This is a genomic window from Phaeobacter cretensis (genome assembly GCF_047372505.1).
In the GTDB taxonomy this organism is placed as follows: Bacteria; Pseudomonadota; Alphaproteobacteria; order Rhodobacterales; family Rhodobacteraceae; genus Phaeobacter; species Phaeobacter cretensis.
Genome location: NZ_JBKBEU010000001.1, coordinates 3,212,439 through 3,229,460 on the forward strand (window position 1 = coordinate 3,212,439; position 17,022 = coordinate 3,229,460).

Annotated in this window: 13 protein-coding genes; 6 read left to right on the top strand and 7 right to left on the bottom strand. The window is 56.3% G+C overall.

Annotated features, from left to right (window positions below; genetic code table 11):
- Nucleotides 1-14: 14 nt before the first annotated feature.
- A complete protein-coding gene (locus ACEWZM_RS15235; protein ID WP_414007244.1) occupies nucleotides 15-1,715 on the bottom strand; it encodes a peptide ABC transporter substrate-binding protein in 1,701 nt (566 codons plus the stop codon).
- A 330-nt stretch (nucleotides 1,716-2,045) separates the two neighbouring features.
- Between ACEWZM_RS15235 and ACEWZM_RS15240 the strand changes: the two genes are divergently transcribed.
- The 5 genes from ACEWZM_RS15240 to ACEWZM_RS15260 all read left to right on the top strand — a co-directional run bounded on the left by ACEWZM_RS15240 (nucleotide 2,046) and on the right by ACEWZM_RS15260 (nucleotide 8,879).
- Nucleotides 2,046-3,866, top strand: coding sequence for an ABC transporter ATP-binding protein (locus tag ACEWZM_RS15240; protein WP_414007245.1), 1,821 nt, complete (start codon nucleotides 2,046-2,048; stop codon nucleotides 3,864-3,866).
- A gap of 3 nt (nucleotides 3,867-3,869) precedes the next feature.
- Nucleotides 3,870-5,036, top strand: a complete 1,167-nt coding sequence (gene argE, locus ACEWZM_RS15245; protein ID WP_414007246.1) for an acetylornithine deacetylase — start codon at nucleotides 3,870-3,872, stop codon at nucleotides 5,034-5,036.
- A 243-nt stretch (nucleotides 5,037-5,279) separates the two neighbouring features.
- Nucleotides 5,280-6,446 carry a M20 aminoacylase family protein gene (locus tag ACEWZM_RS15250; protein ID WP_414007247.1) on the top strand — a complete coding sequence of 389 codons (1,167 nt, stop codon included), beginning with the start codon at nucleotides 5,280-5,282 and terminating at the stop codon, nucleotides 6,444-6,446.
- Nucleotides 6,447-6,456: 10 nt separating this feature from the next.
- Nucleotides 6,457-7,623, top strand: a complete 1,167-nt coding sequence (locus tag ACEWZM_RS15255) for a M20 aminoacylase family protein (RefSeq protein ID WP_414007248.1) — start codon at nucleotides 6,457-6,459, stop codon at nucleotides 7,621-7,623.
- Between the two features lie 92 nt (nucleotides 7,624-7,715).
- Nucleotides 7,716-8,879 carry a M20 aminoacylase family protein gene (locus ACEWZM_RS15260; RefSeq protein WP_414007249.1) on the top strand — a complete coding sequence of 388 codons (1,164 nt, stop codon included), beginning with the start codon at nucleotides 7,716-7,718 and terminating at the stop codon, nucleotides 8,877-8,879.
- An 87-nt stretch (nucleotides 8,880-8,966) separates the two neighbouring features.
- Here the strand turns inward: ACEWZM_RS15260 and ACEWZM_RS15265 are convergent, their stop codons facing one another.
- The 3 genes from ACEWZM_RS15265 to moaA are packed head-to-tail and all read right to left on the bottom strand — an operon-like array spanning nucleotide 8,967 to nucleotide 12,376.
- Nucleotides 8,967-10,010, bottom strand: coding sequence for a glycosyltransferase family 4 protein (locus ACEWZM_RS15265; RefSeq protein ID WP_414007250.1), 1,044 nt, complete (start codon nucleotides 10,008-10,010; stop codon nucleotides 8,967-8,969).
- 13 nt (nucleotides 10,011-10,023) lie between these two features.
- Complete coding sequence (locus ACEWZM_RS15270) at nucleotides 10,024-11,367, bottom strand: 3-deoxy-D-manno-octulosonic acid transferase (RefSeq protein WP_414007251.1); 1,344 nt, start codon at nucleotides 11,365-11,367, stop codon at nucleotides 10,024-10,026.
- Between the two features lies 1 nt (nucleotide 11,368).
- Nucleotides 11,369-12,376 carry a GTP 3',8-cyclase MoaA gene (moaA, locus tag ACEWZM_RS15275; RefSeq protein ID WP_414007252.1) on the bottom strand — a complete coding sequence of 336 codons (1,008 nt, stop codon included), beginning with the start codon at nucleotides 12,374-12,376 and terminating at the stop codon, nucleotides 11,369-11,371.
- A 102-nt stretch (nucleotides 12,377-12,478) separates the two neighbouring features.
- On the opposite strand from moaA, the gene ACEWZM_RS15280 reads away from it, so the two are divergent.
- Nucleotides 12,479-12,949 carry a hypothetical protein gene (locus ACEWZM_RS15280; protein ID WP_414007253.1) on the top strand — a complete coding sequence of 157 codons (471 nt, stop codon included), beginning with the start codon at nucleotides 12,479-12,481 and terminating at the stop codon, nucleotides 12,947-12,949.
- 90 nt (nucleotides 12,950-13,039) lie between these two features.
- Here ACEWZM_RS15280 and ACEWZM_RS15285 read toward each other — a convergent pair whose 3' ends face one another.
- Genes ACEWZM_RS15285 through glmU form a run of 3 tightly spaced genes read right to left on the bottom strand, consistent with a single transcriptional unit; the run spans nucleotide 13,040 to nucleotide 16,937 of the window.
- Entirely contained in the window at nucleotides 13,040-13,777 is a 738-nt protein-coding gene (locus ACEWZM_RS15285) for a DNA alkylation repair protein (RefSeq protein ID WP_414007254.1), read from the bottom strand.
- Nucleotides 13,774-15,582, bottom strand: coding sequence for a glutamine--fructose-6-phosphate transaminase (isomerizing) (gene glmS / locus ACEWZM_RS15290; RefSeq protein WP_414007255.1), 1,809 nt, complete (start codon nucleotides 15,580-15,582; stop codon nucleotides 13,774-13,776). The genes ACEWZM_RS15285 and glmS overlap by 4 nt, the downstream gene beginning before the upstream one ends.
- A complete protein-coding gene (gene glmU / locus ACEWZM_RS15295) occupies nucleotides 15,582-16,937 on the bottom strand; it encodes a bifunctional UDP-N-acetylglucosamine diphosphorylase/glucosamine-1-phosphate N-acetyltransferase GlmU (protein WP_414007256.1) in 1,356 nt (451 codons plus the stop codon). The genes glmS and glmU overlap by 1 nt, the downstream gene beginning before the upstream one ends.
- Between the last annotated feature and the right edge of the window lie 85 nt (nucleotides 16,938-17,022).

A 17,022-nucleotide genomic window follows, 5' to 3' on the forward strand; every position in this document is an offset into this window, starting at 1 on the left:
CAGGCGTTGAACGCTTACTCTGAGCGGAACCAGTCAGCTGCGTTCCACATCTCGGTATCCCAGACGTTCAGATCTACACCACCCAGGGTGTTGGACCGCGCGGACAGACGGCCACGGTGAACCAGCGGAATCATGCCACCTTTTTCGACGATGATATCGTTCAGGCGCTTGGCGATTTCTGCACGAGCTTCCAGACCGGCAGTCTGCGACAGTTCTGCATGCAGCTTGTCGAATTCCTCGTCACAGAAGCGCGAGATGTTCTCACCTTGCCATTGGCTGTCAGGACGCGGCGCCTTGTCGCAAAGACCGTTGCCCAGATAGGACTGCGGGTCGGTGCCATTGAATGTGTTGGCGTACATTTCCACGTCGGCGTAGAACTTCTGGAAGGTGTCTGGGGAGCCTGGGTCACCGCCGAAGAACACCGAAGAGTTGATGTTACGCAGCTCGGTCTCAATACCAATTTCGCTCCACCACTGTTTGATGAGAGCCTGGAAATCCTGACGCACGGCGTTGGTCGATGTCTGGTACAGGATATTCATTGGTTTGCCGTCGGGGGTTTCCCGTACGCCGTCACCATTGGTGTCCTTGTAGCCTGCTTCGTCCAGCATCGCGTTTGCGGCTGCGAGATCTTGTGTTGAGCAGTCAAAGGTGTCGGAAGCAAAGGCTGCAGGTGCAGGAACCCAGTTACAGCCGACTTTGCCTGCTTTGCCATAGCCGATTTCCACAAGCAGCGGACGGTCGATGGCCAAAGACAGCGCTTTGTAGACCGAAGGATCGCTGAGGAAAGGATGCGGACGGATCACCGAGCGCTCGTCCGGGCCAAGCGCCGGATCGGGGTTGGTGTTGTTCAGCATGATACGCTCAACCAGTGGACCAAAGCCCGCGATTGGAACGCCTTTGCCGCCTTTTTCCATCTGAGCGATGACTTCGGGTGCCAGCTGGAGGTTCCAAGCGTAGTCGAATTCGCCGGTTTCCATAACGGCACGACCAGCTGCGGTCGCGTCGCCGCCACCTTTGAACAGGACCTTGGCAAAGGCAGGCTTAGCCGGGTCACGGTAGTTTGTATTGGCCGACATGGTGATCACGTCGTTAGGCTTGAACTCATCGACAACAAAAGGACCTGTGCCGATTGGTGCAAAGTTGGCTGTCGTGCATTCAGGAGCTTTGGCGCCAACACAGTCAGCGAACTGCGCAGCCTGGATGATGGGGCTTTCGCCGCCCACAAACGGGCCATAAGGGAAAGGGGTCTGCTTGTCGAAAGTGACTTTAACAGTTAGGTCATCAACAGCTTCGACGCTGGTGACGCCTTCGAATTTTGTAACCTGCGCACAGCCGCCTTCGGGGTGCATACAGTAATCAGCAGTGAACTTCACGTCTTTGGAGGTGAAGGGCGTGCCATCGGACCACAGAAGCCCGGGCTTAATTTTCCAAGTGATTGAAGTCAGGTCTTCGCTGACGCCGCCGTTGTCGACGGTGGGAATTTCCTCAACCAGATAAGGGATCATTTCTCCGTTGGGGTCGTAGCGGGCCAGCGGTTCAATAACCAGCGACGCGGATTCAACATCCTTGGTCCCGCCCGAGAGGAACGGGTTCAGGATTGAGGGGGCTTGCCAATAAATAATGTTAACCTGGCCGTCTGATCCCCGTTCGGCAAAGGCTGCAGGGGCAAGCGCGGCTGACGCAATTGCACCCAGCAAAAGGGTCTTGATTTTCATAATTCACTCCTTGTCGGACACGTATGTGCCTTCTTTTGACCGGGTCTCTTCCACCCCGGAGGTTCGCCACATTTCTGTGGTCTGTGCGGTAGGACACGCTGGGTCTGCCATGTTGTGAGCGAGATCACGTTACTGCGATCATGGCTTGCAACGGAAGGTGGGCGTGGCTGCACTGCGGGTATCGAATACAGACTCCTGCAAAATTGCAAGACTTGCGGCCGAGAAAAAAATCCGCAGGGTTTGGCAGTGGGTTTGACGGGGGCAATACAGGTGCGTACACCTTTCTGTTAACGCCAACGCTAAAAAAAAGAACACGAAGGGGACGTCACGGTGCTGGATCAACCAATCGCGCAAATTAAGGGACTCCGGGTTGAGTTTCAAACCAAGGACGGTCCGGTTGTGGGGGTTAAGGATGTCTCATTCGACATTAATCCCGGCGAAACCGTTTGTATCGTTGGCGAATCCGGATCCGGAAAATCGGTCTCCTCGTTGTCACTGATGCGGCTGGTTGAGTTCGGCGGTGGCGATATTACGTCGGGGCAACTCTTGTTTGATCGCCGTGATGGCGAAGAGGTGGATTTGGGGAAAACCGACCAAGCGTTGATGAAACAGATTCGCGGTAATGAGATCGGTATGATCTTTCAGGAGCCGATGACCGCGCTTAACCCGGTGTTCACCGTAGGCCGTCAGCTGACGGAAGGGCTGCGTATCCACAAGGATCTCGGCAAGAAAGCTGCGGAAGAGCGTGCGCTTGAGTTGCTGCGAGAGGTGCGTATCCCTGAACCAGAGCGTCGGCTGCAACAATATCCCCATGAGCTTTCCGGCGGTATGCGGCAACGGGTGGTGATCGCGATGGCCATGGCCTGCGAGCCGCGCTTGTTGATTGCGGATGAACCGACAACGGCCCTGGACGTGACCATTCAGGCGGAAATTCTGGCACTGATGGACCGCCTGAAGCGCGAAACCGGCACAGCGGTTATGTTCATCACTCACGACATGGCGGTCGTCGCACAAATGGCGGATCGCGTGGTAGTTATGTACCGGGGGAACAAAGTCGAAGAGGGCACCGTCCACGAGATCTTCGAAAACCCACAGCATGATTACACCAAAGCGCTGCTGGCTGCCGTTCCCAAACTCGGAGAGATGCGCGGTAAAGACTATCCCGAGCCGATGAAGTTGATGGGTGTAGAACAGCAGGCAATTGCCCCGATCAAGGGCAGCGATGAAGTGCTTCTTGAAGTGAAAAACCTGGTGACGCGCTTCCCGGTTAAGGGGGGTGTTCTGCGCCGAACTGTTGCCAATGTGCATGCGGTCGAAGACGTCTCCTTCAAAGTGTTCAAAGGGCAGACGTTGTCTCTGGTCGGCGAATCCGGCTGTGGCAAATCTTCTGCCGGGCGCTCAATATTGCGGCTGGTCGAGCCGGTTTCAGGCGCGGTAGAGTTTGAAGGCCGTGATATTCTCGATCTGAGCCAAAGAGAGCTGCACAAGGCGCGGCTTGATATGCAGATGATCTTTCAAGATCCCTTTGCATCCCTCAATCCGCAGATGCAGTTGTTGGATCAAGTAGCTGAACCGATGCGAAATTATGGTCTTGCAACAGGTTCCGAACTGCAGGACCGGGTTGCGACGCTGTTCGACAGGGTGCATTTGCCGCGCAGCTTTATGCGCCGTTATCCACACGAAATGTCAGGCGGTCAGCGCCAGCGGATCGCGATTGCCCGCGCGCTTGCTCTTAATCCGAAACTGATTGTCGCGGATGAGGCGGTTTCGGCGCTCGATGTTTCGGTGCAGGCGCAGGTGTTGAACTTGATGATGGAATTGCAATCTGAATTGGGGCTTTCCTTCCTGTTTATCAGCCACGATATGGCGGTTGTTGAACGTGTCAGCCATCAGGTCGGAGTTATGTATCTGGGCCGTATTGTCGAGCTGGGGCCACGGGCGCGTGTCTTTGAAAACCCGCAACACGCCTATACGCAGGCTTTGATGAAAGCGGTTCCTATCGCGGATCCGAACCAGCGTAAGTCGGAGAAGGATCTGAACTTTAAGCCGATCCCCTCACCGATTCATGATCTGAATTACCACGCCGAGCCATCCAGATATATGGAGGTGGAACCCGGTCATTTCGTGTTGATCACCGACAGTGGCTACTAAGGCATGACAGATCAACTTAGCCCGCTCGAGATCATGACCAAGTTGATCTCTTTTCCCACGGTCAGCAGTGAAACAAACTTGCCGCTGGTCGAATGGGTTGAAGAATACCTCGCGAGTCACAGCATTACCGCACATCGTTGGGTCGATCCTGACCAGCCGCATAAGGCGGCAGTTTTTGCCCATGTTGGCCCTGATGTCGAGGGCGCGGTCGTCCTGTCAGGGCACACTGATGTGGTCCCGATTGAAGGGCAGCCATGGGACAGTGATCCGTTCGCAGTGGTTGAGCGGGACGGCAGGTACTACGGCCGTGGCTCCTGTGATATGAAGGGGTTTGATGCGCTGGCGATTTGGGCGCTGGTCGCCGCACATCATCGAGGCGTATCCCGACCGTTGCAACTTGCGCTCAGCTTTGACGAGGAAGTTGGCTGCACCGGTGCGCCACCGATGATTGCCGCGATGCAAGAGGTCTTGCCAAAAGGATCTTGCGTGATCGTAGGAGAGCCTTCGGTGATGCGCCCTGTGACGGGGCACAAAGGCGGCATCGGCTATAGTACGCATCTGGTAGGATTTGAGGTTCACAGCTCACTGATGCACACCGGGGTCAGTGCTATAATGCAGGGTGCGCGGCTGATCGATTGGGCGAATGCGCGCAATGCGGAAAACATGGCCAAGTCTCCGGATGACGTTGCTTCGCTTTTTACCCCACCGTTCACCACTTGCCATGTTGGCATGATTGAAGGTGGTACCGCGCATAACATCACGGCAAAAGATTGCCGGTTTGTGATGGATTTCCGTGTGGTCCCCGGCGAATCCGCGGCCGATTGGGAAGCTGATTTTTTCACCGCAGTGCGAGAAATTGAGGCGGAAATGCAATCGGTTCACCCCGAAACGCGCATTGATATCAGCCAAAAATTCAGCGTCCCAGGACTGGTGCCCGAGGTCGAAGGCGAGGCAGAATCGCTCGTGCGCTCGCTTACGGGTGACAATGGCACCCATGTGGTGAGCTATGGCACTGAGGCAGGACAGTTTCAGGAGGCAGGCTACTCAGCCGTGATTTGTGGCCCTGGCGATATTGCGCAGGCCCATCAGCCCAATGAATATATCGAAGTTGCACAGTTCAATGCTGGCCACAAATTTATGCAGCAGCTGTTGGAGAGGCTTGCGGTCTGAGCGCTGGGTTCAGCTGCGCAGCCGGTTCACAGCTTGGGATGATCAGGGCTGATGGCGAACTGCTTGCACCTCGTTTCGTGATAAGGCAGGTTTCCCGAAGAAGAGTACCCAGAGGCCCTGCTTCGGGGAGGATGAGTATCATTTCCCCACCATCCCCGCCCTCAGTAGATGGCACATTACGGCTATCGGACGTGTTGGGATGTGCCCGTTGGGACGTAGCGGACCATTTGTAAGGAAGCGCCAATGCCGATCAAGAATCGCCTGTCTGAGATGCATGCCGAAATTACCGGTTGGCGGCGTCACCTGCATCAGATCCCTGAGCTGTTGTATGAGGTTCATAAAACCGCGGCGTTTGTAGAAGAGAAGCTGCGTAGCTTTGGCATCACCGACATAACCACTGGCATTGGGCAGACCGGTGTCGTGGCGGTTATCGAGGGAAATACCAATAGGTCAGGTCGTGTCATTGGCCTGCGGGCCGATATGGATGCGCTGCCAATCACCGAAGCAACTGGTGTCGATTATGCATCTCAAACGCCGGGGCTGATGCATGCCTGTGGCCATGATGGCCATACCTCGATTTTACTGGGAACTGCGAAATACTTGGCGGAGACCCGCAATTTTGATGGACGCGTGGTCCTGATATTCCAACCCGCTGAAGAAGGTGGCGCGGGCGGTAAGGCCATGTGCGACGATGGCTTGATGGACCGTTGGAACATTCAGGAAGTCTATGGCCTTCATAATGCCCCGGGCATTCCTGTCGGAGAGTTTGCTACTAGGCCGGGTCCATTGCTGGCGTCATCCGATGAGTTTGAAATCAAAGTGACTGGCGTAGGGGGGCATGCTGCAACTCCGCATGAGGCTGTTGATACCACGTTAGTTGCCGCGCAGATTGTCGTGTCGCTTCAATCCATTGTTGCGCGCAATGTTGACCCTCTGAAGAACGTCGTACTGACTGTTGGCACGTTTGAGACCGACAGTACCGCGTCCAATGTTATTGCCCATACTGCCCGGCTGCAGGGCACAGTGCGCACGCTGGAAACTGAGTGTCGCAGTCTGGCTGAGACCCGGGTACATCGCATCGCCGAGGATATCGCTTCCGCCTATGGTGCCCGAGCTGAAGTGATCTGGACGCCGGGCTATCCCGTCACGATCAATACCGAAGCCGAGACAGAATATGCAGTCGAAGCTGCGCAAGCTGTGGCGGCAAAGGTTACGGCTGATACCGACCCGATCATGCCATCCGAGGATTTCGCCTATATGCTGGAGGAGCGTCCCGGCGCGTATATCTTCCTCGGCAATGGCGATACGGCCATGTGCCATCACCCGGCCTATGACTTCGATGACGAAGCGATCCCACTAGGATGCAGCTGGTTTGCCGAATTGGTAGAACGACGTATGCCCGCAGTCTGAGGAACGACCGATGCCCGTGAAGAACCGCTTTGCCGAGCTGCACGCTGAAATCACTGGCTGGCGTCGGGATATCCATCAACACCCCGAAATACTCTATGAAACGCATCGAACCAGCGCCTTAGTCGCAGAAAAATTGCGTGCCTTTGGGTGTGACGAGGTGGTTACTGGCGTTGGCCGCACTGGCGTCGTTGGCGCGATCCGGGGACGTAGCGACAGCAACAACCGTGCTATTGGATTGCGTGCGGATATGGATGCTCTGCCGATGTCTGAGGACACGGGTTTGCCACATGCCTCCAAGGTTGAGGGTGCGATGCATGCCTGTGGCCACGATGGTCATACCGCTATGCTGCTAGGTGCGGCCAAATACCTTGCTGAGACCCGCAATTTTGATGGGACAGCTGTTGTGATCTTTCAGCCTGCAGAAGAGGGCGGAAATGGCGCTGAGGCGATGTGCAAAGATGGGTTGATGGACCGTTTTAGCATTGATGAGGTTTATGCCATCCACAATTCCCCCGGGGTTGAGCTGGGCAAATTCGCGCTACGTGCTGGGCCAATCCTTGCCTCGGTTGATGAGTTCGCTATCAGGTTGCAGGGACGCGGTGGCCACGCTGCAAAGCCACAGGAGACGGCAGATACGACTGTGATGATGTGCCATCTGATCACCGCTCTTCAGACGATCGTCTCTCGCAATGTTGATCCGGTGTTGCAGGCGGTTCTCTCTATCACTTCTGCGGAAACCTCCTCAAAGGCATTTAACGTCATCCCTGACCGGGCAGAGGTAAAGGGGACCATACGTACTCATGCTCCATCTGTTCGCGCAAAAATTCCCGAGCGTCTACGCTCAGTAACGGTCGGGATCGCGCAGACTTTTGGATGTACGGCGGAGCTTGAGTTGATGAAAAATGGTGTGCCTGTGACCATCAACGATGATGTCGCGACGGATCACGCTCGTGCGGCTGCGTTGGCGGTGGCCGGCGGATGCGAAGATGTGGCACTTTCGATGGGCGGCGAAGATTTCTCTTTCATGCTGGAAGAACGCCCCGGTGCTATGATCCGTCTAGGCAATGGTCCGACTGCGGCATTGCACCACCCCTCCTATGATTTCAGTGACGAGGCCATACCAACTGGTTGCAGCTGGTTTGTCACTCTGATCGAGCAGCGCCTGCCGCTGCCCTGAGGACGCGACAGGCTGTCGCGTTCTGACACAGTTTCATCTGAAGACAACGCTGGCCATGAGCGTCAGCGTATTGATCAAAAAAGGACCTTACCATGCCCGTTAAGAACCGTTTCGCCGAATTGCAAAGCGAAGTCACCGCTTGGCGTCGTGACATTCATGAAAACCCTGAGATCCTGTTTGAAACCCATCGCACCAGCGCCTTGGTTGCGGAAAAACTGAAAGAGTTCGGTTGTGACGAGATCGTCACCGGTATCGGTCGTACTGGCGTTGTTGGTGTGATCAAAGGCAAGTCGGATACTGCGGGTAAGGTTATCGGCCTGCGGGCGGATATGGATGCGCTACCGATCCACGAACAAACCGGCCTCGACTATGCGTCAAAGACCGACGGCGCGATGCATGCCTGTGGCCATGATGGCCATACCGCAATGTTGCTGGGTGCGGCCAAATATCTGTCTGAGACACGCAATTTCGATGGCACTGTGGTCGTCATCTTCCAACCAGCAGAAGAAGGCGGCGGTGGCGGCAGGGAAATGTGCGACGATGGCATGATGGACCGCTGGAATATTCAGGAAGTCTACGGCATGCATAATTGGCCAGGACGCCCTGTTGGTTCTTTTGCGATCCGCCCAGGTGCATTTTTTGCGGCCACTGACCAGTTCGACATTACCTTTGAGGGGCGTGGTGGCCATGCTGCGAAGCCGCAGGAGACCGTGGATACCACGGTATTGGCTGCCCAGGCCGTCTTGGCTCTGCAAACCATTGCATCGCGCAACGCAGATCCTGTGCATCAGATTGTCGTCTCTGTGACCTCCTTTGAAACCTCATCCAAAGCATTCAACGTGATCCCCCAGAGCGTCCAGATCAAAGGCACCGTGCGGACCATGTCAACTGAAATGCGTGATCTGGCTGAAAAGCGCATCAAAGAGATTTGCGATGGCGTGGCAGCCACGTTCGGCGGCACCGCAGATGTGACGTATCACCGTGGGTATCCGGTTATGGTTAATCACCAAGAACAGACGGAGTTCGCGGCCAAGGTTGCCGGCGACATCTCCGGAAACTGTGATGATGCGCCGCTGGTCATGGGCGGAGAAGACTTTGCTTTCATGCTGGAAGAACGTCCAGGCGCGTATATTCTGGTCGGGAACGGCGATACTGCCCCGGTTCACCACCCCGAATACAACTTCAACGACGAAACCATTCCGGCTGGCTGTAGTTGGTGGGCAGAAATCGTTGAACAGCGGATGCCAGCGGCCTGATATCTGCAAAATTTTGTTTACTGGCCTGTCGCCCGTCCCATCTCGGGGCGGGCGATTGACGTTAAGCCAGCGTCCGATCCCAATGTTTCAGCCCGAAGCCCAAAGGTCCTGATAGATGGCGTCTATCCCATCAGCCTCAGCACCAGCGCTGAAAGCACTCACAGCCAGATCGCGTCCCTTACGGGCTGTCTCGGACAACTGCTCAGGTGACGACAACATGTGGTCCGCCACGGCAGTCGCTTCTTCCACGGCCTCCAGTGGAACGACTTTCCCTACCGTCCCTTGGGCTGAAAACGTGCGGTAGTAACCAGTATCGGAGCCGATAAAAGGCACGCCACTGGCAAGGCCCTCGAGCGGTGCCATGCCATACCCCTCATACCGCGGGAGCTGTACGACCAGTGACAAGGCGCGCATCACACTCGGCAGGTCAGTGGCAGGAATTTCACCGGGGAACAAAATGCGGTCGCTGAGATTTGCAGCAGCGATCCGGGCCTGCAGTTCTTTCAGAAACCCTTGATGTTCCCGAGCAGCACGACCGATCACCAGTGCTACTGTATCGGGGTGGTCAGGCAGCAGATGAAGCATTGTGTCTACGAATAGATCAGTACCTTTCTCGGGACGAATGCGTCCAATGGTGGCGATACCTTTCTGGCCGCCATATCCCAGTGCTTCCCAGGCAGAATTGCGATTTTCCGCGGGCGTGAAAAGATCTGTGTCGACGCCATGCGGTACCACTGCACGCACATGGGGCACATAGGTTGCAGCTGCGTCGGTGGTAGCGATTACAGCATCCATGCGGGAGATCAACCAGCGTGGAAAGGCCGAATGCCGCCGCTGTGCGGCGGAGGTGAAGACGATCCGGACAGGCAGTCGCAGGATATCCCGTGCCCAGATCGCCGCCCGCATTTCAGTATTGCGACGGACGTGCCAGATGGCAAAGGGTTTGGCAGTATCGTGAGTGCGGGAGGCCGCATGGGCTGCAACAACGCTGATAGGATCCGGGCAACCGGGCAGGGCACGCCCTACCAATTCCATGTCATATCGGCTTGCCTGTTGGCGGGCTACATTTGCGGCGGTCGCAGAGACACCCGTAAAATTGCGATTGAAGTTGGTGACGAGAAGGTCGGCCATCAGTCGTTCCCGTTCAGTTGTCCTTGAGGGCCGGAGCCAGGGAAAGCGTGTCGATCAACAGATCAACGACGCCATCAAGCGCAGCTGCTTGCGCCTCTACTACGCTGCGCACAGCCGAGCGGGCTGAGGTTAGGGCTGCTGTATCTTGCAACCAATTCTGCACCGCCTCAGCCAGACTATCGGAATCGCTTATCTCAACGGCCCCGCCTGACGAAATCAACGGCGGATAGGTTTCAGCAAAGTTGAAATACCCGGGTCCGGTGATTACAGCCGCCCCTGCCTGCGCGACCTCAAAGGGGTTGTGACCGCCTATGGGAGCGAGCGAGCCGCCCACGAACACAATAGGGGAAAGGGCATACCATGTACCAACTTCGCCCAATGTATCTGCAAGATAGACATTTGTATCTTTTTCAAGCGGTTGTCCCGTGCTGCGCCGGGCGACGCTAAGACCTGCGCTTTGGGTCAGCAATGTGACTTCCTCTGCACGCTCCGGATGGCGGGGTGCCAACAAGAGGCAAAGATCAGGAAACTGTTTGAGCAGAGATTTATGCGCGGCGATGATAGCTTCTTCTTCGCCCCTGTGCGTTGAGCTGGCCACCCAGACCGGACGCGAGCCTAGATCTGTGCGCATTGCGCCAAGCACGGCGTTATCGACAGGTAACGGAGCGGAGCCCGCCTTGAGATTGCCGCTCGGATAGACGGCTTCGGGATCGGCACCAAGCGCGATCAGGCTTTGCCCCATCTGTGGGTTTTGGCTCAGCAGCACATCGAATTGCCGCATAACAAAAGCAGCCGTAGTGGCTTTCGATTTCCATCGTGCGATTGAGCGATCAGAAAGCCGGGCATTGACCAGTGCCAGCCGAGCCCCCGAACGTTTGGTGGCGTTTAATGTCACCGGCCATAGCTCACTTTCGACAAATAGCGCTGCATCCGGTTGCCAATGGTTCAGGAACCGGCGAACCGGGGCAGCAGCATCCAGCGGCGCAAATTGATGATGGCAATTGCCAGGCATACGCTTTGCCATCATTTCTGCCGAGCTGGCGGTGCCAGATGTCAGCAGGAATTCGGCGCCGGGAAGGCGTGGCGACAGCTTGTCAATCAAGCTCAGCGCGGCGAGGCTCTCACCCACGGATGCACCGTGAAACCACAGCAGCGGTGCAGGGCTGCCATCATGAGCGCGAGGTCTGGGTCGGGCCTGGCTGGCATAGCCAAGCCGCTCCCGTTGGCGTGTAGGCGTGACGCCATGTTCGGCCAGCTTGCCCGCGACCTTGCGAAAGGCGAAAGGCGCCAATAGCGCGGTGACGCCGCGGTATAGGTGAAACAACAGCGGCGGCGCGCTGGTCTTATGGCTGGACATCTCAGCCGCCGGTATGGCTCATGTGGCGTGGCATCTGCCCGTCCAGTTTTTGGCGTGAATAGTCAAAATCATGGCCTTTGGGCTTCAGTTTGATCGCGGTCCGGATTGCAGCCTGCAACGCCTCTTCATCCTGGGGATGATCCCGTAGCGGAGCGCGCAGATCGGCCATATCTTCCTGACCCAGGCACATATACAGCTCACCAGTGCAGGTTAGCCGCACACGATTGCAGCTTTCGCAGAAATTATGGGACAAGGGCGTGATAAAACCGATCTTCTGGCCGGTTTCCTCCAGTCGTACGTATCGCGCAGGGCCGCCAGTCCGTTCCACAAGATCGGTGACGCTGTAGTGATCTTCATAAGCGTTGCGCACATCTTTCAGAGACCAGTATTGGCCCAGTCGGTTTTCGTTGCCGATATCGCCCATCGGCATCACTTCAATCCACGTGAGATCCATATCGCGTTCAGCGCACCAGCGGGTAATGGCGGGCAACTCATCTTCGTTGAACCCTTTCAGGGCAACGGCGTTGATCTTGATCCGCAGCCCGGCCTTCTGGGCAGCATCAATCCCGCGTAGCACCTGTGGCAGGCGGCCCCAGCGCGTAATCTCGGCGAACTTCTCTTCGTCGATGGTGTCGAGTGAGACATTCACCCGCCGTACACCTGCGTCGTAGAGGTCCTGTGCGTATTTTTCTAACTGGGATCCGTTTGTGGTCAGCGTCAGCTCTTTTAAAGCGCCGCTCTCCAGATGGCGGGTCATGGAGCGAAAGAACGTCATGATGCCCCGTCGCACCAAAGGTTCACCACCGGTAATGCGCAGTTTCTCCACCCCGAGATTGACAAAGGTGGAGCACATTCTATCCAGTTCCTCCAGCGTCAGGAGATCCTTCTTAGGTAGGAAGGTCATGTTCTCGGACATGCAATAGACGCAGCGAAAATCGCAGCGGTCTGTAACCGAAACGCGCAGGTATGTAATCGCGCGGGCGAAGGGATCAATGAGTGGGGCAGTCATTCCTCATAGGTAAAGCGGAGGGAGGCTTGCGGCAAGGGCTGAGTTTGGCCGAGACTGGGATTGCCGCTAGCAAAGCCGTGAGGTGAGGGCTAATGTCACAACATGCGTTATTTTGTTTTGATCCTTTCATCTGTCGTGCTGCTAGGGGCCTGTGGCCAACTGCAGTGGAATTCCTCAGTTTTGGGTGGAGGGAGGCCCTCCAGCACTGTCGTTGATCCTGTCAGTGACACCGAGAGCACCGTTCCGTTAGCGCCTGGCGTTGAGCAAAGCCCGCTTGGCGCTGCTGATGGGCAAACTGCCTCGGTTGGGGCTACTTTGCGCTATACTGGCCGTGCATCGACGGTTGCCAGTTTGGGTGATCCCTCGCAATCGGGCCTCTGGATGGAGACGCCACTGGTCAACAGCTCACAACTTGCCCGCGTACGGTCGCCCAAAGGAACCGAGGTCACCGTGACCTTGCGGCCCATAAGCGGAGACAACAGCGCAGGTAGCCGATTGTCCATTGATGCGATGCGGGCACTTGGACTACCTCTGACAGAACTGGTTGAGGTGCAGGTGCTGCCTGCCGGGTGATTTAGGCTAAGATGCGAGCACTATGATAGGTGCGAAGGGTCTATCCCACGCGCCTTTTTTGTCGGCGTTGATTGTGTCCGACAGCTACTATTATTCTGGATGCATGTCTTGATCGTCGGCGTTGGGAGAGGGCAAGTATTTAGCGGCTTCCTTCCGGGCAAAAGGCTTCATCGCCTCACCATGTTCATCCAAGAAGGCGCGGGAGCGTGACGCGTCATGTTTGCTGAGATCACGCAGCCACCAAGCGATTGATTTCTGTATGAACCAGGTGCGATCCGGGACATAGTTTGCTGCCCAACCGAGGATCCGTTCTCGAACTGCAAGTTCTTGCGGCTTGGGGTTTGGCAGTTTGGCCCATGGCAAGGTCACCACAAGGGCTGCACGCCTGGTCCACATATGCTCGGAGGAGGTCCAGCCCTCGATGATGTCCAAACGATCCGGATCCGCCTGAAGACGTTTCTGGATCGCAGAGGCCGCGTGATCCGCGATTGCCCAGCTATCAAAATCGGACACCCAGCTTTGCAGGAGCGCCCAAACAGGGCCGTCATCTTTGATACGTGCTTGAGTTAACAGCTTCGCTGCAGCGATCCGGGCCTCGAACACATCACTCACCCAGAGCGCCTGCGCCAGTTCGCACCGAGACGCGACACTATCTTCCTCTTCACTCAACACCTTGCGCCAGTCTTGGCTTAGTGCATTGATGACGGGGTTTGGCACGCCTAGGACGCGACGTTTTTGTTTATGATAGCCGGCCATCTGCGTTGCGCGGTCAGGTTCTGCGGCAGCCTCAAGTGCTGCCAGTGCGGTATCGATGGTCAGAGCGCTCATTCCACTGTCACCGATTTCGCAAGGTTCCGGGGTTGGTCTACATCTGTTCCTTTGGAAATTGCGGTATAATAAGCGATCTGCTGAGCCGGCACTGCATAAAGGATAGGTGCGAGAGTATCCGGTACCTGAGGCATCACAATGACTTCATGGGTGCCATCACCTGCAGTCTTTGCACCCTCGGCATCTGTCACCAGAATAACCTTGCCACCGCGTGCCATAACCTCCTGCATGTTGGAGACGGTTTTGTCGAACAAGGCATCGCGTGGGGCAAGGACGACGACCGGCACTTTTTCATCAATCAGTGCGATGGGCCCGTGTTTCAGCTCGCCGCTGGCATAGCCTTCGGCATGAATGTAGCTCAGTTCCTTGAGTTTCAGCGCGCCTTCCAGCGCCAACGGATATAGTTGCCCGCGTCCAAGGAAGATAATATCCTGTGCTTTGGCCAACCCACGTGCTGAGGCCGTGATCTGTTTCTCACCTGCCAGTGCTTGATGGATCAGGCCAGGAAGGGCACGCAGATCATCCGGCATGCCATCGGGTACCGATAGGCCCCGTTGCTCGGCGGCACGCAACGCAAGTAACAGCAGGATCGACAGCTGGCATGTAAACGCTTTGGTCGAGGCGACAGAGATTTCAGGGCCAGCATGCAGTGGCAGCACTACATCGCTTTCGCGGGCGATGGAGCTTTCGGGGACATTTACCAGACCAACGATTTGCTGTGCCTTGCCCTCCATGTACCGCAAAGCGGCCAAGGTGTCCGCAGTCTCGCCCGATTGAGACACAAACAGCGCGAGTGTCCGGTCTGACACCGGCGGTTCCCGGTAGCGAAATTCCGATGCCACATCGACTTCGACCGGTAGTCGAGCAATCTGTTCGAACCAGTATTTTGCAACCATGCATGCATAAAACGCAGTACCACAAGCAACCATTGTCAGCCGGTCAATCTTTGTGAAATCCAGTTCGGCTGGCAGGTTTACCTGGCCGTCCTCGCTCAGATAGGCCTTCAGAGCGCGATCAATTGCGACCGGTTGTTCTGCGATCTCTTTGGCCATGAAATGTTTGTGGCCATCTTTGTCGACACGTGCATTGGCTAGCTGTATCTGACGTTTCTCACGATTGGCGAGTGCGCCACGTTTATCCCAGATGTCGAGGCTGTTGCGGGTCAGCACCGCGAAATCGCCCTCTTCCAGATAGGTGATCTGATCGGTGAAGGGCGCCAGCGCAATAGCATCGGATCCTACAAACATCTCTCCTTCGCCATGACCAATCGCAAGTGGCGATCCCTTTCGGGTGGCGATCATGAGATCCTCTTCACCCTCGAACAAGAAAGCGAGCGCGAACGCGCCTTCAAGCCGTGCCACTGTTTTGCGCGCGGCTTCAACCGGAGAATTGCCATCACGGATCAAGGATTCGCAAAGCAGAGCAACGGTTTCGGTGTCGGTCTCAGTCTGAAAGGTGATGCCTTTCTGCCCGAGTTGGTCACGCAGTTCTTTGAAGTTCTCAATAATGCCATTGTGCACGACCGAAACATCACCAGCGCGGTGGGGGTGTGCGTTGCTCACGGTTGGCGCACCGTGGGTGGCCCACCGGGTATGACCAATGCCGGATTTTCCGGGCAGAGGTTCATGCACCAACAGATCCGATAGGTTCACCAACTTGCCCACAGCGCGGCGGCGATCCAATACGCCGCCGTTCACTGTGGCGATTCCTGCGCTGTCATACCCACGGTATTCAAGCCGCTTTAGCGCCTCAACCAGAATGGGGGCGACTTCATGATTGCCAAGAACGCCGACGATGCCACACATTAGTCGGCTCCTTTGCTAAGACGGGCTTTCTTGGCGCGCAGCATATCCATCAGTTTGCGCGCGCGGCCCGGTTTGTTCTGTTGTTCGGTGCGGGCAATAGCGAGATCACCATCCTCGACGGATTTGGTGACTACTGCGCCCGTTGCAGTCATGGCTTCGTTGCCGATGCGGACAGGAGCCACCAGCATGGTGTTTGATCCAATAAATGCCCTGGCGCCGATTTCTGTGCGATGTTTCATAACGCCATCATAGTTGCAGGTAATGGTGCCTGCGCCGATGTTGGTCGCTGCACCAACGCTGGCATCGCCAATGTAGCTTAGGTGATTGACTTTGGCGCCCTCGGAGATCTCGGCGTTTTTGATCTCGACAAAGTTGCCAATATGGGTGTTTTCGGCAAGCTCCGCGCCGGGGCGCAGGCGGGCATAGGGGCCAACCTTGGAACCACGCGAGATGTGGCAACCTTCAAAATGCGAAAAAGACCGGATCAACACGCCGCTTTCGACGGTGACATCCAGGCCAAACACAACATTGGGCTCAATCACTGTATCGCGCCCGATCACCGTATCGAAGGCAAGGTAGACCGTTTCTGGATCCATAAGGGTAACACCGTCGGCCATCAGGGCAGCGCGGGCGCGGCGTTGAAAGACTCGGTCGGCCTCAGCTAAGTCTGCTCGGGAATTGATGCCGAGTGTCTCCGCCTCGTCGCAGGATACTGCCGTGACCCGCAAACCGTCGTCGCGTGCCAGCTCTACCACATCGGTGAGGTAGTATTCCCCAGAGGCATTGGCGCTATCAACCCTGTCAATCAGCGCAAACATCTGTGTGGCATTGCAGGCCATAAGCCCGGAATTGCAAAAATTAATCGTGCGCTCTTCTTCGTTTGCGTCTTTGTACTCGACAATCCGTTCAAGGGTGTTGCCGTCCATCACGAGGCGACCATAGCGGGCGGAGTCGGAAGCCTCGAACCCAAGAACCACCAGATCAGCGCTCTGGCGTGCAGCGATCATACGTTCCAATGTTTCAGCGCTAATAAAGGGCGTGTCGCCATACAGTACGACAATGTCGCCATCAAACCCAGCCAGTGCGTCACGCGCCTGGGCAACGGCGTGAGCGGTGCCAAGTTGCTCTTCCTGAACAACTATTTCGGCATCCTCGTCGATGTCAGCCATAGCGGTCCGCACCTTTTCGGCCTCGTGACCTGCGACCACGATAGTGCGGTCGGGTGCAAGTGCGCGACCGGCGGATAACGCATGTTCCAGCATTGGGGCATGGGCAATAGGGTGCAAAACCTTGGGCAGGTCGGAGTTCATCCGGGTGCCTTTGCCTGCGGCCAGAATGACGAGGGCGGTGCTCATATGATGTTTTCTCTTTGTCTTTTCAGCGCCCCCGTTTTATCCGCTAACAGCAGGTGCGCAAGGTAAAGCGCCATCAAACAAGGTT